Source organism: Methylomonas koyamae, assembly GCF_006483455.1.
Lineage (GTDB): Bacteria > Pseudomonadota > Gammaproteobacteria > Methylococcales > Methylomonadaceae > Methylomonas > Methylomonas koyamae_B.
In genome coordinates this window covers 54,360-73,839 of sequence record NZ_PPPU01000014.1, presented here as the reverse complement: position 1 = coordinate 73,839, position 19,480 = coordinate 54,360, and the positions used below count along the sequence as shown (strand labels likewise).

Below are 19,480 nucleotides of genomic sequence, written 5' to 3'. Positions count from 1 at the left end.
GTTTTGGTTATCCACCGCCATGTCAGCCGGGCCACCCGGCACCTGCTGTTCTGGTCGCTGATCGCGGCGGCGCTGGCATTGAGCGCGGTCAGGCTGTTTCTGATCGATATCGCCGACCACCGCCAACGGCTGGAAAGCGAAATTCGCCGCATCAGCGGGGTGCCGCTGCACATAGGCCGGCTCAGCGCCAAGATGCGCGGCTTCAGTCCGGAATTGATTCTGCGCGACATTACCATAGACGCCGCGGAAGCCGGCACCAAACCGGCGATCAGTTTGCAACAGGTGCGGCTCGGCATCAATTTGCTGGAATGGTTGTTCACCCAGGATGCCATGGCCTCCGGCTGGGTCACGCTGGTCGGCGCCAAACTGGAAATTATCCGCGATGCCGACGGCGCCCTGCGCATCAAGGGCTTGCATAGCAGCGACGAACAGCCGCTGTGGCTGCTGGAAGGCGGTCAATACGAAATCCTGCAGAGCCAGGTTACCTGGCTGGACTTGAAACGGCAGCGGCCGCCGGTGACGATCGCCGACTTCGACTTGCGCATCGAAAACCGCCGCGAGGACCACGAAATCCACTTAATCAGCCGGCTGCCGGATTCCTTAGGCGATAGCATGCGGATTTCCGCGCTATTGCACGGCAATATTTTCCAGGCCAACGCCCTCAACGGCCGACTTTATATCGAAGGCGACAATCTGCAAGGTCCGGCCTGGTTGATCGAAGATTTACCGGCCGGACTGCATTTGTATTCGGGTTCGGGCGATATTCGGCTGTGGAGCGATTGGCGCGACTCGACGCCCTACCGGATTGCCGGTTACGTGCAGGGGCAGCAAATCAAGCTCGGCAAACAGACCGGCAAAGCCCTGCAACTGGACACCTTCGAGGGCAATCTGGCCTGGAGCGAAACCGACGGCCGCCAGCGCTGGGGCGTTTACGACATGAACGCGGTCAGCAACCGCCAACGCTGGCACGGCGGCGAGTTCTACCTGCAGCGCGACGCCGAAGGCAATCTCGGCGGCCGTATCGAAACCCTGAATCTACAGGCCCTAGACCATTTGACGGCGCCGTTTCTGGGAGACGCCGCCGGCTTCGAACGCTGGTTGAAACTGAATCCGCGCGGCGAATTGCGCAGCACCGCGCTGTATATCGACAGCACACAGCAACATTACGCCGTGACCGGCGAATTTGCCGAGCTCGGCATCGACGCGGTCGACGGCATGCCGCAAGTGCAGGGCTTACGCGGCAGCATCACGGCCGGCGACCAGGGCGGCCGGCTGGTTTTCGACACCGAACGTGCCGGTTTCGACGCGCCGGCCATGTTTCGGGACCAACTCGAAATCGCCCGCCTGACCGGCCGGCTGGACTGGGTGCAAACCAATACCGATTGGCAATTTTCCAGCGACGGCCTGCAGTTGGATAGCGCCGACTTCCAAACCACCACCCGACTGCAATTGAGCATCCCGCACGACGGCGGCAGTCCGGTAATCGACATGCGCACCCGCTTCGGCAATTTCGCCGACATCAGCCAGGTGCCGCGCTACCTGCCGGCCAAAATCATGGGCAAAGACGCAGTAGCCTGGCTGGACGACGCCTTTATCGGCGGCCATATCGATAAGGGCGAAATGCGGTTGCAGGGCAAGCTGACGGACTTTCCGTTCACCTCCGGCGCCGGCCGTTTCGAAGTGGTGTTTGCGATAGACGACGGCGAAATCCAGTTCAATGCCTTATGGCCGCATTTGCGCGCGGTGCATGCCGACGTGCAGTTTCTTGGCGCCGACTTGCAAGTTGCGATCGACGGCGGCCATAGCGAAGAAGTGGGTATCGATCAGGCCGTCGTGACGATTCCGGACCTGGCCGAGAGCGATTACGTCTACGTCTGGGGCCAAGTACACAGCAAGCTGCCGCAAAGTCTGCAATATCTGCAAAAAACCCCGCTGCACGTTAAAACCGATCCGCTAGCCAAAGTATTGGCGCCGGAAGGCGACACCCAAGTCGACCTGGACCTGAAAATCGCCTATTACGACACCCTGCCCACCACGGTGAAAGTCGATGCCCATCTGGATAAGGCGCGCCTGCTGCTGAAGCCGGTCGATCTTATGGTCGACAACATCGGCGGCGTGCTGCACTTCACCGAAGACCGCGTCAGCAGCAGCCCGCTGGAAGCCAAAACCCTGGGCTATCCGATCCGCGGCCAGTTGCAAAGCGACCAGAGCGCAACGCAATTGCTGATCAGCGGCGTCACCGACGTCGAGCGCCTGCAAAAGCAGTTCCCTTTTTTGAAAACCCAGGCGGCCAAGGGCGGCTTCAATTACCAGGCCGCACTGACCCTGCCTTACGCCGCCGACCAGGCCGACGTCTTGCAAATCACCAGCAATCTGCAGGGCGTCAGCCTGGATGCGCCGGAGCGGCTCGGCAAAACCGCCGGCGAGGAACGCCCGTTGAACTTGCGTTTCATACTGGACGACGGCGAATTCGTGCCGTTGCATATCGGTTACGGCCGGGAGCTGCAGGCGGCGTTGCAAATCGACGGCCAAAGTAACGGCTTGCGTTCGGCGCATATCGTTTACGGCGAGGGCGCCGCCGAAATTTTCGACCGTCCCGGCCTGAAATTGGAAATCCGCCAGCCCCAATTCAAATTATCCGAAGCGCTGGCCGCATTCGGTTCCGGCGACAACCAAGCGCGTCTGCCGGCACTGCAGGAGTTGGTGCTGGACAGCGGCGATCTGGTTTGGCAAGGACTCCGCTTAGGTGCCGTCGCCTGCCGGATGCAGCATAGCGACCAAGCGTGGCAAGGCTCGATAGACAGCACGATGGCGCGCGGCCACTTTACGATTCCGGACCAACGCGGAGGCGCCGAGCGCATCCACCTGCAAATGGAGCATCTTAATCTGACCGCCATGGAAGGACTCAATTTCGGCGGCGCCGAGGAGGCGGCCGTCGGCGATTTGCCGCTGATCGATATCGATAGCAAGCAATTGCTGTGGCGGAATGTGGACCTGGGCAATCTGAAACTGCGCACCGAACGGTTGATCAACGGCATTCATTTCAAGCACGTGCAACTGGCCAGCGTGGCCGGAACCATCGACTTCAGCGCCGACTGGTTGAAATTGGGCAGCGCCAGCTCCACCCAACTGACCGGAAAATTGAACATGAAAGGCTTCGGTCTGTTCCTGTCGCAACTGGGCTTTACCGACGACTTTCGCGGCACCGACGCCGAAATCGGCTTTAACGGCAGCTGGCGCGGCGGCCCGCAGCAGTTTTCGCTGGCCGGCGTCAACGGCCAACTCCGGCTCAAACTCAGCGACGGCCGCATTTCCAGCATCGAACCCGGCTTCGGCCGCTTGCTGGGGCTGATCGCGATGGAACAATGGGCCAAACGCCTGAGCCTGGATTTCAGCGACGTTTTCCGCCAGGGGCTGGCCTTCGATACGATTACCGGTACCGTCAAGATCAGTAACGGCCTGGCCTATTCCGACGATTTGGTCATCGACGCGGTGTCGGCCAAACTCAGTGTCGCCGGCAACGCCGACTTGGTACAGAAGATCGTGGACCAACGGGTAGCCGTGGTACCTAAGAGTTCCGGCGCCGTTCCCATTGCTGGTACAATCGTCGGCGGCATCGCCGCGATGATTACCCAAGCGGTGACCGACGATTACAAAGAGGGATATTTTTTCGGCTCGCAATACAAACTGAGCGGGCCATGGGGCAATGTCGAAGTGACGCCGCTGCACGACCAGGACGGTTTGGTGAAGAAAGCCTGGCGCAGCCTGACCGGCTTCGAATGGCTGGATTCGCTCGGCAAATGACCGGTTCAGCGCCAGCAAGAACTGCCCACCCCGATCGACGCAACCAACTAAATACCATCAGGGACCACTCATGACACTATGTGCCGCCATCCAAATGGCTTCCGGGCCGCAAGTCAGCGCCAATTTGCTCGAAGCCGAAAAACAAATTGCCGAAGCCGTCAAAGCCGGCGCCAAGCTGGTGGCTTTGCCGGAAAACTTTGCCATCATGGGCATGAACGAGTACGACAAAGTCAAGGTCGGCGAGCCGGACGGACAAGGCCCGATTCAGGAGTTCCTGGCTGCGACGGCGAAAAAATACGGCACTTGGATCATTGGCGGCACCATGCCGATGCAAGCCTCGGTCCCGAATAAAGTGCGCGCTGCCTGCCTGATCTACAACGACCAGGGCCAACGCGTGGCGCGTTACGACAAGGTGCACTTGTTCGACGTCAGCGTCCCCGATACCGCCGAGGAATACCGGGAATCGGATTCGGTGGAAGCCGGCGAAGGTTCCTGCGTAATCGATACCCCGTTCGGCCGCCTCGGTGTCGCGGTCTGCTACGACCTGCGTTTCCCGGAGTTTTTCCGGCCCATGACCCGCAAAGGTCTGGACATCCTGGTGATTCCGTCAGCCTTCACCGCCAAAACCGGCGCTGCGCACTGGGAAGTACTACTGCGAGCGCGGGCGATCGAAAACCTGTGCTACGTGTTGGCGCCCAACCAAGGCGGCTTTCATATGAACGGCCGCCAAACTTTCGGCCACAGCATGGTCATCGACCCCTGGGGCGTGGTGCTGGATTGCTACAAGACCGGCCCCGGCTTCGTCTGCGGCGAAGTCGACAAGAACCGACTGGAAAAGATGCGGGTGTCGTTCCCGGTGTTGGAACACAGACGCTATTTTTGCGAGTGAATCCGGTTATGTTGAAACGAGTCCGCTACGCGCTTCCCTGCCTGCTGTTGGCCGCCTGCGGCGAAACGCCGGAGAAGTACCGCGATACCCACCATCTGGAATTACCGCCGGTGCTGCCGATCGAGCACACTAACCCGCAACCGGCCATCGACTCCGACGATCTGAAGCCGAAATCGGCTCTGGCCGGGCTGATGACCTTCACCGACGGCGACAAACCGCTGATCACCTTGAAGACCCGCGAAGAACGGGCCTGGGAAATGATCGCAACGGCACTAAAAATCACCGACATCGAGATCGTCGACAAAAATCAGCAGGACGGCAGGTTCCAGGTACGTTACGACCCGGACACGGCCGGCAAGGATCTGAGCCTGATCAGAACCTTACTGAACAACCATTACGCCGAAGCCGAATATTTGATCACGTTGCAGGAACAAACCGGCGGCATCCGCGTTAATGCGGCCCTGGCCAAACCGGAAGAGATGGAGACCGACGAGGACGGCTCGGCGGAGCTGTTGCGCCTGCTGCACAAAACCATAGACGAGAAAATTCTGAACCGGAATCCGCAAGCCAAACCGGAAAATTAAGGCCCGGCGACGGCATCCGCCCGCCAGTCGCCGGATTTGCCGCCGCTCTTTTCCAACAGACGCACGCCTTGGATAGTCATGCCGCGGTCGACCGCCTTGCACATGTCGTAGACGGTCAATAGCGCGATTTGGGTGGCGGTCAGCGCTTCCATTTCGACGCCGGTCTGGCCGCTGGTTTTGACCAAGGTTCGACAGTAAACCCGATTCAGAGCGGTCAGGGGCTGCAGCTCGATTTCGACATGGGTCAGTGGCAACGGATGGCACAACGGAATCAGCTCGGCGGTCTTCTTGCTGGCCATGATCCCGGCGATCCGGGCCACGCCAAGCACATCGCCTTTTTTATGTGCGCCGTTTACAATCAATGCCAGCGTTTCCGGCCGCATCTCGATATAGCCCTCGCAAACCGCGCTGCGTTGGGTAACGGCTTTGGCGCCGACATCGACCATGTGGACATCCCCGGCAGCGTTGAAGTGGGTAAGCGGCGAATTGGACATGACAGGCTGAAAGATTAAATAAACGTATTGTATTACCCGGTAAAACAGAATGTCGATCAAAGTGCTGTACTTCGCAAGTTTGAAAGAATACGTCGGTCGTGACGGCGACGAATTCGTCGTTTCCACCCCGGTTTCGGTGGGCGAACTATGGCAGTTGGCCAATCCCGATCTGGCTCGGCCCACCGCATTGCTGGCGGCGATCAATATGAATTATGCCAATCTGGACAGCTTGGTCGCGGACGGCGACGAGGTGGCGTTTTTTCCGCCGGTGACGGGAGGTTGAAGACCATGGCGGTGAAATTATCGGATACGGTTTTCGATCCCTGGCAAGAAATCGCTAACCACCAACAAGCGGCCGGCATGGCCGGAAAATACGGCGCGACGGCCGTGTTCGTCGGCACCATGCGCGATTTCAACCAAGGCGATGCCGTATCCGGCATGTACCTGGAACACTACCCCGGCATGACCGAGAAACAACTGATGCATATAGTCGAACAGGCAACAAGCCAATGGCTGGTTTTGGATACGCTGGTCGTACATCGCGTCGGCCGGATCGAACCCAACGATTCGCTGGTATTGGTCGCGGTATGGTCCGAACATCGCGGCGACGCCTTCGACGCCAGCCGTTTCATCATGGAGAATCTGAAAAGCCGGGCGCCGTTCTGGAAACGGGAAACGCTGACCAACGGCGAGCAACGCTGGGTGGATAAAAACAGCTCCGGCTACAAACACCAATCTTGAGTCGTAAAGGCGTTGGCCGCCTTTCCGTCCAGTTCCATCCTCTGCTTCGCTTCCGCCTCCGGCAACCGCCGCTGCAACTCGGCAATTTGCCGATTCGCCGTTTCGATCTGCTGCTTCAGTTCAGCGATGGTTTCGTGCAGATATTCGAAGTGAACTTGAAAATAGCGGGCCGACGGAAAAGCGGCTTCCAACTTTTCCGCGGCCAAATCCGCCGGCTTGCTGCGCGAATGTCTTGGTTTCATAACATTACCCGAACGGAAGGAAGCTTCGATTAAACGCTGTCCCAGGTTTCAGCGAACGACATAGAGTCGATTCCGTTCAAAGCAGTTTACACACGGCCTGCAGAATCATATCGCTCAGAGTTTTCTTAAGGACTAACACCCCGGCGGCGCCGATCGGCGGGCGCCTTATCCATTAAGACGTTTCAGAAACCAAATACCCCACTTTTCGAGCAAAAATTTTGTTCGAGCCTGCTTGTCGGGGAGCAGTCAACTCAAAGTAATCCGGCGCTTGTGCATGTTCTGAATCGTCGGTTGCTTGGTTATGGTCAGCATCGCCGCCTGCGGCAACTTTTTGTGGATTAGACTGACCATCTCTACTTCGCCGTCCGGATCGAGCGAATCAAAGGCTTCTTGCATCAATATCCACTTTGGTTTATGCAACAACAAGCGCACCAAACCCAAACGTTGCTTTTGCTCGCGCTCCAAAGTTTTGTCCCAATCGGCGTGTTGATCCAACTGCTCCACCAACTCGCCGACGCCGGCCAACTGTAGGGTGTCGATCAATAGTTGCTGGTCGAAGCTACTGGCATCGGCCGGATAACAAATTGAAGCGCGCAGGTTGCCGGTCGGCAAATACGGCTTGGGCGGCATGAAAAACATCTGTTCGTCGTCCGGCAGTTCGATGGTGCCTTCGCCCCACGGCCACAATCCTGCAATTGCCTTAAACAATTTGTTGCCGGAGAACGCGTTACCGGCAATCAACACCCTTTCGCCGGCGCGAATTTCCTCGTTTAGCATCGAAATACAGACGATGTTGTCCAGCCGGCTAATGCACAAATTGCGGAATGCCAACACCGAGTTGTCTTGCTTGACTCTGCGAATGCGGTGCGGATCGGGTTTGGCGATTTCGCGTTCCAATTGCTCCAGTGCCTTACTCAGCCCAAGCACGCGTTCTACCGAGGCCCGCCATTCCGCGACCTTGCCCATGTTATCGACCGGCCAGGACAACGCGGCGACCATCTGTTGGAAGGCCTGCGCCGATTGCATCAATGCGCCCAAGCTGATGGTTCCCAGAATAAAGCGCGGCGCGGAGACCAGGATGGGGAACGCCATGGACAGGATGGAATAGCCGGAACTGAACATTGTGATCCGTTGCCAGGCCAAGGTTTGCTGATTCCAAGCATCGACGATATTGCCGAACAAACGGTGGAAATGCGGATTCTCGTGGCGTTCCCCATGGATCAAGGCAATCGCTTGCGCGTTTTCGCGGGCCTTGACCAGTGCAAAACGGAAATTGGCTTCAACGGTTTGCCGATTATCGGTCGCCGTAGTCAGCGGTCGACCTATCCACCAGCCCAGAACCGAGGCACTGGCGGCATAGATCAGCGCCAACCAGACCAAATGGCCTTGAATCGGAATTTGCGCTATACCGAGATCGATGGCGACACTGCCGGACAAAGTCCATAAAATCTCGGTAAAACTTACCAACAGCAGCACGCAGTAAAACATTGTATGTAGTAGATCGATCGCATATTCAGTCGAAATCCGGACATCTTCGGCGATACGCCCATCCGGATTGTCGTGCTGGCCGGGAATGTGGGTCACCAGATAGTGGCGACCGTCTCGCATCCATTGGCCGATCAATTTATCGGTCAACCAGCCGCGCCAACCCAATTGCAACCGCCGTTTAATGACCAAGTGCGTCGCGGTGATCGCAATGTTCGCCAAAAAGATCAGCACAATCAGACCGATTTGGGTAAAGAACCGCGACATCGACCGTTGTTCCAGAGCATCGAACAAATCGGCGCTCCATTCGGTGATAATCACTGAAATCGCGATTTGGGCGACAGTCAGCGCAATCAACGCCGCCGACAGTCCGCGAATACTGGCCTTGTTTTCGGAACACCAGAAAGGCCCCGCCAATCGGACGAACTGCATGAAAAATTTGCTAGTGTTTCGCAAGGCCATTTCTCCGCGTTAAGGTCGGGGCGCAATATAACAAAATTAAGCACATCCACAACCAAGAAATGTTTCAGTTGGATGTCAAACGCGACTCGAAGCGGAATCGGACTCTTTAGGTTTGGCAGCGAAATACCGGGGACGACGGGGGATTGGAGGAGTTAGAGCGAACCGGAAGCGAACGGCAGGCGGAGTGCCGTTCGCCTCATCGGCAGTAAGCGTTAACGCTTCATCGAATCGAAAAACGCGGCGTTAGTTTTGAAATCTTTGAGTTTGCCCAACAAGAATTCGGATGCCGCCAATTCGTCCATCGGCTGCAGAATCTTGCGCAGAATCCAGGTTTTTTGCAGTTCGTCCGGATCGACCAGATATTCCTCGCGGCGGGTGCCGGAACGGTTGATATTGATCGCCGGATACACCCGCTTCTCGGCGATTTTCCGCTCCAGATGCAGCTCCATGTTGCCGGTACCTTTGAACTCCTCGAAAATCACCTCGTCCATCCGCGAACCGGTTTCGACCAGCGCAGTGGCAATGATGGTCAGGCTGCCGCCTTCCTCGATATTACGCGCAGCACCGAAGAATCGCTTCGGTTTTTCCAGGGCATTGGCATCGACACCGCCGGACAGCAGTTTGCCGGAAGACGGCACCACCATGTTGTAAGCACGAGCCAAGCGCGTGATCGAGTCTAACAGAATAACCACGTCGTGCTTGTGCTCAACCATGCGCCGGGCTTTTTCGATCACCATGTCGGCGACCTGCACGTGGCGGGTAGCCGGTTCGTCAAAGGTGCTGGAGACCACTTCGCCGCGCACGCAACGCTCCATCTCGGTCACCTCTTCCGGACGCTCGTCGATCAGCAATACGATCAGATAACACTCTGGATTATTCTCGGCAATCGCATGGGCGATGCTTTGCATGATCATGGTTTTACCGGCTTTCGGCGGCGATACGATCAAACCGCGCTGGCCCTTGCCGATCGGCGCGATCAAATCGATGATGCGGGCGGTCAAATCCTCGCTGGTCCCGTTGCCCTGCTCGAGGCGGAAACGTTTGTTGGCGAAGAGGGGCGTCAGGTTGGAAAAGGAAATTTTGTTCTTGGCTTGCTCGGGAGACTCGAAGTTGATGCTCTCTACCTTCAGCATCGCAAAGTAACGCTCACCCTCTTTCGGCGGCCGAATCTTGCCGCTGACGGTATCGCCGGTGCGCAAGCCGAAACGGCGGATCTGGCTGGGCGATACGTAAATGTCATCCGGTCCTGCCAGATAAGAACAACCCGGCGTGCGCAGAAAACCGAAGCCGTCGGTCAAGATTTCCAGTACCCCGTCACCGTATATATCCTCCCCGCTCTTCGCCTGCTTCTTCAAGATCGAGAAAATCAGTTCCTGCTTTCGGGCTCTGTCGATGTTTTCCAACCCCAGGGATTCTGCGATAGCGATGATTTCTGTCGGTTGTTTAAGTTTTAACTCGGTAAGGTTCATGTTGACTTAGGGAAATGGAAGAAATGCAAAACAGCAGAAGGCTGTTTACGGCGGAAGAAGTGTGTTGGAAAACTCGGGCGATCGGGGTGCGAGAAGCTAGCGGGCGGAATTCTAGCGCAATAACCGGACTTATCAAAACATTTTCGACAAGTCCGGTTACAGCCTGTTTACAGGTTGCTGTCGATAAACGCGGCCAACTGCGACTTGGTCAAGGCGCCGACTTTGGTAGCCTCGACTTCGCCGCCCTTGAAAATCATCAAAGTGGGAATTCCGCGCACACCGTAATGTTGCGGGGTTTTCGGGTTTTCGTCGATGTTGAGTTTGGCGACGGTCAGTTTGCCTTGGTACTCGGCTGCAATTTCATCCAGCACCGGAGCAATCATTTTGCAAGGGCCACACCATTCGGCCCAGTAGTCGACCAATACCGGCGAGCCGGCTTTTAACACAGTTTCGTTGAAATCAGCGTCTGATACATGAAGCACTAGGTCGCTCACGCCATTCTCCATAAGTTTGCAAAGCAATGAATATAGTTTCGCCGCGCTTAAATTGTCAATCGATTTCAACCGCGCACCGTTTTGAGTTATTCTAGCGAGTTATGAAAAAAACACACTTAACGGAAACGCGATTTAGCAATTTGGAGCTGTCCGACTCCATCATCAAAGGTCTGAAAGAAGCGGGATTCATCAACTGCACCCCGATCCAGGACAAGTCGTTACCCTTATCCCTGCGCGGCAAAGACATCGCCGGCCAAGCGCAAACCGGCACCGGCAAGACCGCGACCTTCCTGCTCGCGACGTTCCAGCACCTGATCAACGACGAAAGCGAAAAAATCAAGAACCCGCGGGCCTTGATATTAGCGCCAACCCGCGAGCTGGCGATCCAGATCCACAAGGACGCGCTGGTGTTGAGCAAGTATCTGAACCTGAAATTCGCGTTGATTTACGGCGGCACCGACTACCAAAAACAGCTGGACAAGATCAAAACCAACGTCGACATCATCATCGGCACGCCGGGACGCATCATCGATTTTTACAAACAGGGCGCATTCACCTTGGATAACATCCAGGTCACGGTACTCGACGAAGCCGATCGCATGTTCGACCTGGGTTTTATCAAAGACATTCGCTTTCTGCTACGGCGGATGCCGCCGGCCGATAAACGCCTGAACCTGTTGTTCTCGGCCACGCTGTCCTACAAAGTCACCGAACTGGCTTACGAACACATGAACAACCCGGTGCTGATCCGGATCGAACCGGAAGAAGTCACCTCGAAAGCGATCAGCCAAATCGCCTATTGCCCGGCCAACGACCAGAAAATTCCGTTGCTGCTGGGCTTATTGAAACACCACCAGCCGCAACGCAGCATCGTCTTCGTCAACACCAAGCGTTGCGCGGAACGGCTGGACGACTACCTGCAGGCCAACGGCTACAAAGTCGCGATGTTGAGCGGCGACGTGCCGCAGGAAAAGCGCCAAAAACTGCTCGCCGCGTTTCAGGACAACCAGGTCAACCTGCTGATCGCCACCGACGTGGCCGCCCGCGGCCTGCATATTCCGGACGTCTCCCACGTGTTCAACTACGACCTGCCGCAAGACGTCGAAGATTACGTGCACCGCATCGGCCGCACCGCCCGCTTCGGCGCCAGCGGCGAAGCGATCAGCTTCATCTGCGAGGAATACGCCTACTCGATGCCGGACATCGAAGACTATATCGGCGAAAAAGTACCGGTAGCATCGATCGAACCGGAACTCCTGGCCGATCAGGTCGCCAAGCCCGAGCGCCGCGAACCGCGGGAACGAGTAGTCCAGCACGGTAAACGCCCGCCCCGGCCCGACCGTAAGCCTAGGGAACATCGGCCGCATCCGGCAGCAAGCCCGGCATCAACGCCCGAAAATCCTCAATCGCCGGAAACTCCGCAATCGGCCTGACAGGACGCCGGCTGTCCGGCTTGCTGATCGAGACCAGATGAGCGATACCAAATTGCCTGGCCGAGTGCAGCACGGCCAGACTATCGTCGACCAATAAACTGCGCTGCTTCTCGAATACATGCCGCTCCTGCAACGCTTGCCAGAATCCCTGCTGCTCCTTGGCAAAGCCGAAATCGTGGGAAGTGACAATCTCGTCGAAAAACCGGTGCAGACAGGTCTTCTCCATTTTCAGACTGAGACTGTCGCGATGGGCATTGGTCACCAATAACAGCCGCCGCCGGCCGCGCAGCGCATCCAAAAACTCCACCACATGGGGATGCACCGCGATCAGACCAGCCAATTCCTGCTTCAATCCGGCGATGTTCAAATTTAGCTCGCTACTCCAGTAGTCCAGACAATACCACTCCAAACGGCCTTCCATCGCCTTGAACCGCGGCGCCAACTCCTGCTTGGCCTGCTCCAGAGTCAAGCCGTGCAACTCGGCAAAACGCAAGGGTACGAATTCCTGCCAGAAATGGTTATCGAAATTCAGGTCCAGCAGGGTGCCGTCCATGTCCAACATCACCGTATCGATTTGCCGCCAATCCAACATTGCTAGAGATCTCCGTTAAATATTCGCCGATTATAAGCCGCGCACCGCGCGAAGCGGCAGCGCCGGGGAATTCGATGCTATCCGCCGCAGCGGCAACGTTTTACAATGCCAGCGCAAGTCCAGGCGCTAGACCCAAGAAGCATGATGCGTAAACTGACAGTTAAACCCCGACTCGGATTCGGCCAGCCCATGCCGATACCGGCCGCTGCCGAACATACGGCGGACAACTTCCGGCCATAAACTCGGCCTAACTAACCCAAACCCGCCCCACGATGCCCAAGCGACCCAAAATTCTAAAACAAACGGTGCTGGCCCAAACCCGCCAATTCTGCATCGAAGCGCTGGATCTGGAATTCAGCAACGGCGAACGCCGCCAATACGAACGGCTGGCGCGCAACAGCTCGCACGGCGCGGTACTGATCGTACCGATGCTGGACCCGGAAACGGTATTGCTGGTCAGGGAATATGCCGCGGGCATCCACCGCTACGAACTGGGACTGCCGAAAGGCAAACTCGACGCCGGCGAGGACATGCTCAGCGGTGCCAACCGGGAATTGAAAGAAGAAATCGGCTATGGCGCCGGCAAACTGGAGCATCTGCACCGGGTCTCGTTGGCACCGTCTTATCTGGAACACACCATAGACATCATCCTGGCCGAAGAACTGTACCCGGAGAAGCTGGAAGGCGACGAACCGGAAGAATTACAGGTAGTGCCCTGGTCGTTGCGCAGCATCGACAGCCTGCTGGCCAGCGGCGAATGCAGCGAAGCCCGTTCGATCGCCGCACTGTACATGGCTCTGGCTCATCTCGAACGGCGCGGTTAGCTCAAATTTTGAATAAGGGCTCCAGGCCGTCGCCGAGGGGCGCCGGCGCGGCTGCGCGGCGGGCTTGGCCGCTGAATGCGGTCCACAAGTCGCGGCCCTGCCACTCCTGCCCGCCGGGTGCGTACAACAAGCGATTCAAGTCGTTGATTTCGTCGCACAGCGGCTGATCGCAACGGCTCGCCAACCCGGCCAGACTGTCGGCGCCGAATTCGGCCCTGCCCCATTGCAGCAATAACTGCTTGGCCGCTTGCGGATTATTTTCCCAACAAGCTCGCTTTATCGCTTTTTCCAGCGCGCTTTCCGACTGCGCCATACTGGCAGCCCTAGTTTGGCGCCGCTGCCGGCCGGACCTTACGAATCCGATTACGGTCAGCAACCAGCCCATGGCCAGGACAGCCGAAACCGCCTGCCACAGCCGAACGCCGCTATCGGAAGTGACAGCGATCGGCGTTGCCGTTATCGGGCTGGCCTGCTCCGGTTCGGACTCGGCAGCGGAAGCCGTCGGCGTGGCGACCTCGGCCGCCGCCAAAGCTTTGATTTTGAAGGCCGGCAAAGCCGCCACCTCGATTTTCTGGGATTTGGAATTGAACCACTGGATCTTAAGCGCCGGCAAACTGTACTCGCCGGGTTTGGACGGAATGAAGGCGATTTTCTCCTCGCGCGACGCGGTCAAACCGTCGCTTTGTTTATCCTCGTGCAACAGCGGCTGGTCGGGATAGGTCTTGATGCCGTCGATCGGGGTTTTGTCGAACAGCTCGGGCAATTGGCCGACCGTCGCCCCCCTGGCCTTCAGGGTCAAGGTGCGAGTCAGCGGCTCGCCGACTTTGACCTGCAAACTGGAATCGGACCAACCCTGGCTTAACTCCAAAGATTCTGCGCTAAGCCAGGCGCCTTTGAATTCGGCCGGCGCCGCGCGCACGTTCAAGGTCACAGCTTTGGAGACCACTCGCCGGGTCTCGGTGCTGGGCCGGTTGAAAAAGCCGTTGAAACGCGGTTGCTGCCGGCTGCTGATGTATTCCGCATTCAACACCAGCGGCGCAATCGTGAACAGGCCGCTCTGCTGCGGAAAAATTGCATATTTGCGCTCGGTGACCCAATAGTCGACACCCTTGATTTGGGTCGAGTAAGTACTGTCCTCGCCCAGTTTTTCCACCAGGGCATCCTTGATTTCCGGCTCTGCCAGACTGGCCTGGGTGATCTGCACCCGGCGGAACAGTTTCAGCGTATAAATCACCTGCGCCTGCACATAGGGCTGCTCCGGCGTCGCCGAGACTTCCAGGAACAGTTCATCGTCCTTCGCGGTGGGCTGCGCGGCTTCAGTCACCGTCAGCGCCAACGGTTTGCTGCTGTCGGCACCGAAGGCAATGGCCGGTATCGTCAACTCGCCGCTGCGCTTGGCCATCGCCGTCAAAACCCATTGCTCATTGCGGTTGCTTTTGCCGTTGACCCAGGAGGCACTGCTGCTGCGTTGCTGGTTGACGATCTCGAAATCCTGCCGCAAGGGCTCGAGATCCGGATTGCCGTCCGGTTGCTCGGTTGCGGTAAACGTAATTTGAAACGACTCGTTCAAAGCCACCGGATTGCGGTCTACCGCAACGCCGATCTCGGCGGCGCCGGCAACGGCACTCAGCCAAAACCACAATATCCCCAACCACCAGGGCGACACACTAGTACGCATAGACAAAAATCCGCTCATCTCATCGAAAACGGTTTATGAACATCCTGACGGTCGTCGAACCAACCGTACAGCACCGGCAATACCACCAGAGTCAATAATGTGGAACTGATCAGGCCGCCGATCACGACGATGGCCAGCGGCTTTTGCACTTCCGAACCGGGCCCGACCGCAAACAGAAACGGCACCAAGCCCAACAAGGCCACCGTCGCCGTCATCATTACCGGCCGGAAACGCTGTTCGCAGCCGCGGCGCACCGCATATTCCAGGCTCAGCCCGCTCTCGCGCTGGGCCCGGATATAGGAGACCAACACCACGCCGTTCAACACCGCGATACCCCACAAGGCGATGAAACCGACCGAAGCCGGCACCGACAAATATTCACCACTCAAAAACAACGTGACGATACCGCCGATCGAAGCGAACGGCAGCACCAGGATGATCAGCGCGGCAAAGCGTAGCGATTTGAACAGCATGAACAACAAAAAGAAAATCGCCGCAATCGTCACCGGAATGATCATTTGCAAATGGCCCAAGGCCCGCTCCATGTTCTGGAACTGACCGCCCCACTGCAGATAATATCCTTCCGACAATTTGACCTTATCGGCCACGGCCTTTTGCAACTCGGCGACGAAGCCGCCCAAGTCGCGGTCGCGCACGTTAATGCCGACCACGATCCGCCGCTTGCCCATTTCCCGGCTGATCTGGGCCGGGCCGTCGTTCAGGCTGATCTTGGTCACGTCGCCCAGCGGCACCCGCGCCCCGTTCGGCGAGGTCAACATCAATTGGTCGATCGCAGCGATATTGTTGCGGAAGGCTTCCGGCAATCTCACCGCAGCGGAGAAGCGCCGCTCGCCCTGGTAAATTTCGGTGGCGACTTTGCCGGCAATCGCGGTTTCGATCACATCGTGAATGTCCGCCGCATTCAGACCGTGGCGGGCGATCGCCTGGCGGTCGACGGTAATGTTCAAATATTGCTGACCGGTCAGCCGTTCCACCCGAATGTCGCGGGCGCCGCTGACGCCGTTAGCCACCCCGGCAATCGCATCGGCCAGCCGCTTGAGTTCGGCCAGATCGTCGCCGAACACCTTGACCGCAACGTCGGAACGCACCCCGGTCACCATCTCGTCGACCCGGTCGGAAATCGGTTGCGCCATCACCACTTGCATGCCGGGCAGATTTTCGATCAGCTTGTCGCTCATCGCATCGGCAATGTCGTCCTGAGTCCAGCCTTGCGGCCATTCCTCGCGCGGTTTCAAGGTCACAATCGGCGTCGATTCGTTTTGCGATTGCGGATCGGCCGGACTTTCGCCGCGGCCGACGCCGGACACCACGTTTTTGACGCCCGGAATCTGCATCACCATTTTCATGGCCTGCATCTCGACATTGATACTTTCTTCCAAGGAGATATTCGGCATCCGGTTGATACCCGGCACGATGGAGCCTTCCTTCATTTCCGGAATGAACGAAGTGCCGAGCAAGGGCAACAACACCAAAGCGCCGACAAAGGCCGCCACGGCGGCGCCGACCACTTTGAGCCGGTTGGCCATCGAAAAATCCAGCAAGCGCAGATAATGGCGCTTGATGAACGCAATCAAGCGGGTATCGTGTTCACCGTCGTGGCCCTCCAACGCAAACGCGCACAACACCGGCGACAAGGTCAGCGACACCACCAGCGAAATCAGCAGCGCGATCGCAATGGTGTAAGCCAGCGGCGCAAACATCTTGCCTTCCATCCCCTGCAGCGTCATCAACGGCAAAAACACCAAGACGATGATGCCGACGCCGAACAATACCGGCGTCGCCACTTCCTGGGTCGCGGCCTGCACCACCCGCACCCGGCTGGTGGCGCGGCCCTTGCGCTCGCCAAGCAAGCGGAACGCGTTCTCGACCACCACCACCGAACCGTCCACCATCAAACCGATCGCAATCGCCAGGCCGCCCAAGGACATCAAATTGGCCGACAAGCCCAATTGGTTCATCATGATGAAAGTCACCAGCGGCGTCACGATCAGGGTACCGACCACGATCAGGCTGGAGCGCACGTCGCCCAGGAACAGAAACAGGATGATGACGACCAAGACGATGCCTTCCATCAACACTTTGGTCACGGTGTGCAGGGCCGCGTCGACCAGATCGCTGCGGTCGTAATACGGCACGATTTTCAAGCCGCCCGGCAGCATGCCCTTGGCGTTGATTTCCGCCACCCGTTGCTTGATCCGGCTCACCACTTCCTTGGCGTTGCCGCCGCGCAGCATCATGACGATGCCGCCAACCGATTCGGTGTAACCGTTTTTGATGACCGCGCCGGCCCGCACTTCGTGGCCGATTTTGATTTCGGCGACGTCGTGCATGTGCACCGGCACGCTGTCGTCCTCCTTCAACACGATATTGGCGATGTCGTTGACGTCGTTAATCAAACCAACGCCGCGGATCAAATATTGCTCGGCATAATGCGGCAACACGCCGCCGCCGCTGTTGGCGTTGTTTCGGGCCAAGGCCTCGAACACCTCGTTCAGCGAAATCCGGTAGTGGTGCAAGCGGTTGGGGTTGACCAGAACCTGGTATTGCTTGACGTAACCGCCCTGGGAATTGATCTCGGCGACGCCGGGAATGCCGCGCAACAGCGGCCTGACCACCCAATCCTGTGCTTCACGCCGAAACTGCAACTCTTCCTGGGTCAACGGCCGCTCGCCGTCATCGTCGCGGTCCAGCGTATATTGGTAAACCTCGCCCAGGCCGGTCGACACCGGGCCCAGCACCGGATTGACGCCGGGCGGCATTTGCTGCTTGACCTCGATCAGGCGCTCCATCACCAATTGCCTGGCGAAATAGACCTCGGTCTTATCGGTAAAGATCAGCGTAATCAGCGACAGGCCGTTTTTATTCAGCGAGCGCATTTCCTCCAGTCCCGGCAAGCCGGCCATCGCGATTTCCAACGGCACGGTCACCAGCCGCTCGACCTCGTCGGGCGATTTTCCGGCGGCTTCGGTGGCGATTTGCACCTGAATATTGGTCACGTCCGGAAACGCATCCACCGACAGCTGCCGCACTGCGCGGACGCCGAACAGCGCCACCGCCACCGCCAGCACCGCCACCAAAATCCGTTGTTGCAGCGCCAGTTCTATCAAACGGTTGATCATGGCTTACTCCAACGCGCTACGCAGGCGTTCGTTGTTCAAATGAAAGGCGCCGTTGACGACGATTTTTTCGCCGGGGCGCAGACCGGCCAGCAATTCGCGTTTTTGGGCTTCCTCGCGGCCGAGTTTGACCGGGCGCAATTCGAACCGATTGTCGGCAGTCTGCACGAACACGTGGTCTTTATCATCTTCCCGCACCACCGCCGGGCTTGGAATCAGCAGGGACTGGGCGCCGGGCTTGCTGATTTTTAAAGTCGCCAGCATCTGCGGCTTGAACAGTCGCTGCGGATTGGCCAACGCCATCCTGACCGTCACGGTGCGGGTGTCGGGATCGACCAGATCGGAAACGTAGATCAGTTTGCCGCTGACGCTCTCACCGGGCAACGCCGGCACTTCCGCCAGCACCTGATCGCCCTGCCGGGCCCAGTGCGCCTGCTGTTCCGGAATTTCCGCCACCAGCCACAGTTGCGACAAATCGGCGACCGTGTACAGGCTGTCGGCCGGCTGCACCACCTGGCCGATGGCGACGTTACGCTCGATCACGACGCCGTCGATGCTGGATGTTACCGGCGAAAACGAATGGATGCTGCGCTGCTTGTCCAGCCGCTTCAAATCGGCCTCGTTCATGCCCATCACCCGCAAGCGGTCGCTGGCGGCGCGCAGATCCACTTCGGCTTCGGCCAGTACGCCCTGGCGTTCCTGCAGTTCGGCTTCGGCGATCACGCCGCTTTCCAGCAGCCGCTCGGCGCGCTTGACCGTGATTCGCCGCAGATTGACTTGCGACGTGGCTTTCAGGTAATCCGATTGGGCCTGGCTCAGTTCGGTGCTGTTCAATAACGCCAGCCGGTCGCCCTTCTTGACGTTCTGGCCCAGCATCGCATTGATTTCGGTGATGCGGCCGGTCACGCTGGCCCCGATCCGGGCCACTCGATGCTGATCCAAATCCACCCGCGCCGACAGGCTCAACGACTCCCGCATCTCGCCGGGCCTGACTTCGTCAATCGTCAACAATTTCATCAACGCCGGCGAGGCCTCCAGCAACGGTTTCATGTCGGCGGCCGGCACCGGCCCGGCCCAGCACAATAAAGCGGAGATCAGGGTTAAGAATCGCTGCGCTTGCATGGTTTTTTCCTTTGGTCAGTAATCTGCTTG

General features: G+C 58.1%; 16 protein-coding genes. 7 read left to right on the top strand and 9 right to left on the bottom strand.

Annotated features, from left to right (window positions below; genetic code table 11):
* The first annotated feature begins 3 nt into the window (after window positions 1–3).
* The 3 genes from C2U68_RS08610 (at window position 4) to C2U68_RS08600 (ending at window position 5,277) form a co-directional block, all read left to right on the top strand.
* Entirely contained in the window at window positions 4–3,804 is a 3,801-nt protein-coding gene (locus C2U68_RS08610; RefSeq protein WP_140912079.1) for a YhdP family protein, read from the top strand.
* A 70-nt stretch (window positions 3,805–3,874) separates the two neighbouring features.
* Window positions 3,875–4,693 (top strand): carbon-nitrogen hydrolase family protein, encoded by an 819-nt coding sequence (locus tag C2U68_RS08605; protein WP_140912078.1) that lies wholly within the window; start codon window positions 3,875–3,877, stop codon window positions 4,691–4,693.
* A gap of 8 nt (window positions 4,694–4,701) precedes the next feature.
* Window positions 4,702–5,277, top strand: a complete 576-nt coding sequence (locus C2U68_RS08600) for an outer membrane protein assembly factor BamC (protein ID WP_140912077.1) — start codon at window positions 4,702–4,704, stop codon at window positions 5,275–5,277.
* Here the strand turns inward: C2U68_RS08600 and moaC are convergent.
* On the bottom strand, window positions 5,274–5,771 hold the full coding sequence (gene moaC, locus C2U68_RS08595) for a cyclic pyranopterin monophosphate synthase MoaC (protein ID WP_140912076.1): 498 nt from the start codon (window positions 5,769–5,771) through the stop codon (window positions 5,274–5,276). The two genes, C2U68_RS08600 and moaC, sit on opposite strands and share 4 nt — an antisense overlap.
* A 49-nt stretch (window positions 5,772–5,820) precedes the next feature.
* Between moaC and C2U68_RS08590 the strand changes: the two genes are divergently transcribed.
* Complete coding sequence (locus C2U68_RS08590) at window positions 5,821–6,054, top strand: MoaD/ThiS family protein (protein WP_140912075.1); 234 nt, start codon at window positions 5,821–5,823, stop codon at window positions 6,052–6,054.
* A 5-nt stretch (window positions 6,055–6,059) separates the two neighbouring features.
* Window positions 6,060–6,512 carry a molybdenum cofactor biosynthesis protein MoaE gene (locus C2U68_RS08585; protein WP_140912074.1) on the top strand — a complete coding sequence of 151 codons (453 nt, stop codon included), beginning with the start codon at window positions 6,060–6,062 and terminating at the stop codon, window positions 6,510–6,512.
* Here C2U68_RS08585 and C2U68_RS08580 read toward each other — a convergent pair.
* The 4 genes from C2U68_RS08580 to trxA form a co-directional block, all read right to left on the bottom strand.
* The gene (locus tag C2U68_RS08580; protein WP_140912073.1) at window positions 6,494–6,754 is read right to left on the bottom strand and encodes a hypothetical protein; all 261 of its coding nucleotides are present in this window, start codon (window positions 6,752–6,754) and stop codon (window positions 6,494–6,496) included. The two genes, C2U68_RS08585 and C2U68_RS08580, sit on opposite strands and share 19 nt — an antisense overlap.
* A 246-nt stretch (window positions 6,755–7,000) precedes the next feature.
* A complete protein-coding gene (locus tag C2U68_RS08575; RefSeq protein ID WP_186289550.1) occupies window positions 7,001–8,671 on the bottom strand; it encodes an ABC transporter ATP-binding protein/permease in 1,671 nt (556 codons plus the stop codon).
* Between the two features lie 242 nt (window positions 8,672–8,913).
* Complete coding sequence (rho, locus tag C2U68_RS08570) at window positions 8,914–10,170, bottom strand: transcription termination factor Rho (RefSeq protein WP_140912071.1); 1,257 nt, start codon at window positions 10,168–10,170, stop codon at window positions 8,914–8,916.
* Window positions 10,171–10,337: 167 nt separating this feature from the next.
* Entirely contained in the window at window positions 10,338–10,676 is a 339-nt protein-coding gene (trxA, locus tag C2U68_RS08565) for a thioredoxin TrxA (protein ID WP_186289549.1), read from the bottom strand.
* Window positions 10,677–10,765: 89 nt separating this feature from the next.
* Here trxA and rhlB point away from each other — a divergent pair, with 89 nt between their 5' ends.
* Window positions 10,766–12,097 (top strand): ATP-dependent RNA helicase RhlB, encoded by a 1,332-nt coding sequence (gene rhlB, locus C2U68_RS08560; RefSeq protein WP_140912069.1) that lies wholly within the window; start codon window positions 10,766–10,768, stop codon window positions 12,095–12,097.
* Here the strand turns inward: rhlB and yrfG are convergent.
* A complete protein-coding gene (gene yrfG / locus C2U68_RS08555; RefSeq protein WP_140912068.1) occupies window positions 12,012–12,689 on the bottom strand; it encodes a GMP/IMP nucleotidase in 678 nt (225 codons plus the stop codon). The two genes, rhlB and yrfG, sit on opposite strands and share 86 nt — an antisense overlap.
* Window positions 12,690–12,961: 272 nt before the next feature.
* Here yrfG and nudE point away from each other — a divergent pair, with 272 nt between their 5' ends.
* Window positions 12,962–13,513 (top strand): ADP compounds hydrolase NudE, encoded by a 552-nt coding sequence (gene nudE, locus C2U68_RS08550; RefSeq protein WP_140912067.1) that lies wholly within the window; start codon window positions 12,962–12,964, stop codon window positions 13,511–13,513.
* A gap of 1 nt (window position 13,514) precedes the next feature.
* On the opposite strand, the gene C2U68_RS08545 is transcribed toward nudE, so the two are convergent.
* From C2U68_RS08545 to C2U68_RS08535, 3 genes are read right to left on the bottom strand one after another with little or no spacing between them, the layout of a single operon-like run.
* Window positions 13,515–15,191, bottom strand: a complete 1,677-nt coding sequence (locus C2U68_RS08545; RefSeq protein ID WP_140912066.1) for a BatD family protein — start codon at window positions 15,189–15,191, stop codon at window positions 13,515–13,517.
* Between the two features lie 14 nt (window positions 15,192–15,205).
* Window positions 15,206–18,331 (bottom strand): efflux RND transporter permease subunit, encoded by a 3,126-nt coding sequence (locus C2U68_RS08540; RefSeq protein WP_140912065.1) that lies wholly within the window; start codon window positions 18,329–18,331, stop codon window positions 15,206–15,208.
* Between the two features lie 3 nt (window positions 18,332–18,334).
* The gene (locus C2U68_RS08535) at window positions 18,335–19,450 is read right to left on the bottom strand and encodes an efflux RND transporter periplasmic adaptor subunit (protein ID WP_260839269.1); all 1,116 of its coding nucleotides are present in this window, start codon (window positions 19,448–19,450) and stop codon (window positions 18,335–18,337) included.
* Window positions 19,451–19,480 lie beyond the last annotated feature (30 nt).

What these genes read in the sequence shown, in the direction of transcription:
- C2U68_RS08605 (WP_140912078.1), top strand. Translation starts at nt 3,875, where the DNA reads ATGACACTATGTGCCGCCATCCAAATGGCTTCCGGGCCGCAAGTCAGC.
- C2U68_RS08600 (WP_140912077.1), top strand. Translation starts at nt 4,702, where the DNA reads ATGTTGAAACGAGTCCGCTACGCGCTTCCCTGCCTGCTGTTGGCCGCC.
- moaC (WP_140912076.1), bottom strand. Translation starts at nt 5,771, where the DNA reads ATGTCCAATTCGCCGCTTACCCACTTCAACGCTGCCGGGGATGTCCAC.
- C2U68_RS08590 (WP_140912075.1), top strand. Translation starts at nt 5,821, where the DNA reads ATGTCGATCAAAGTGCTGTACTTCGCAAGTTTGAAAGAATACGTCGGT.
- C2U68_RS08585 (WP_140912074.1), top strand. Translation starts at nt 6,060, where the DNA reads ATGGCGGTGAAATTATCGGATACGGTTTTCGATCCCTGGCAAGAAATC.
- C2U68_RS08580 (WP_140912073.1), bottom strand. Translation starts at nt 6,754, where the DNA reads ATGAAACCAAGACATTCGCGCAGCAAGCCGGCGGATTTGGCCGCGGAA.
- C2U68_RS08575 (WP_186289550.1), bottom strand. Translation starts at nt 8,671, where the DNA reads ATGCAGTTCGTCCGATTGGCGGGGCCTTTCTGGTGTTCCGAAAACAAG.
- rho (WP_140912071.1), bottom strand. Translation starts at nt 10,170, where the DNA reads ATGAACCTTACCGAGTTAAAACTTAAACAACCGACAGAAATCATCGCT.
- trxA (WP_186289549.1), bottom strand. Translation starts at nt 10,676, where the DNA reads ATGGAGAATGGCGTGAGCGACCTAGTGCTTCATGTATCAGACGCTGAT.
- rhlB (WP_140912069.1), top strand. Translation starts at nt 10,766, where the DNA reads ATGAAAAAAACACACTTAACGGAAACGCGATTTAGCAATTTGGAGCTG.
- yrfG (WP_140912068.1), bottom strand. Translation starts at nt 12,689, where the DNA reads ATGTTGGATTGGCGGCAAATCGATACGGTGATGTTGGACATGGACGGC.
- nudE (WP_140912067.1), top strand. Translation starts at nt 12,962, where the DNA reads ATGCCCAAGCGACCCAAAATTCTAAAACAAACGGTGCTGGCCCAAACC.
- C2U68_RS08545 (WP_140912066.1), bottom strand. Translation starts at nt 15,191, where the DNA reads ATGCGTACTAGTGTGTCGCCCTGGTGGTTGGGGATATTGTGGTTTTGG.
- C2U68_RS08540 (WP_140912065.1), bottom strand. Translation starts at nt 18,331, where the DNA reads ATGATCAACCGTTTGATAGAACTGGCGCTGCAACAACGGATTTTGGTG.
- C2U68_RS08535 (WP_260839269.1), bottom strand. Translation starts at nt 19,450, where the DNA reads ATGCAAGCGCAGCGATTCTTAACCCTGATCTCCGCTTTATTGTGCTGG.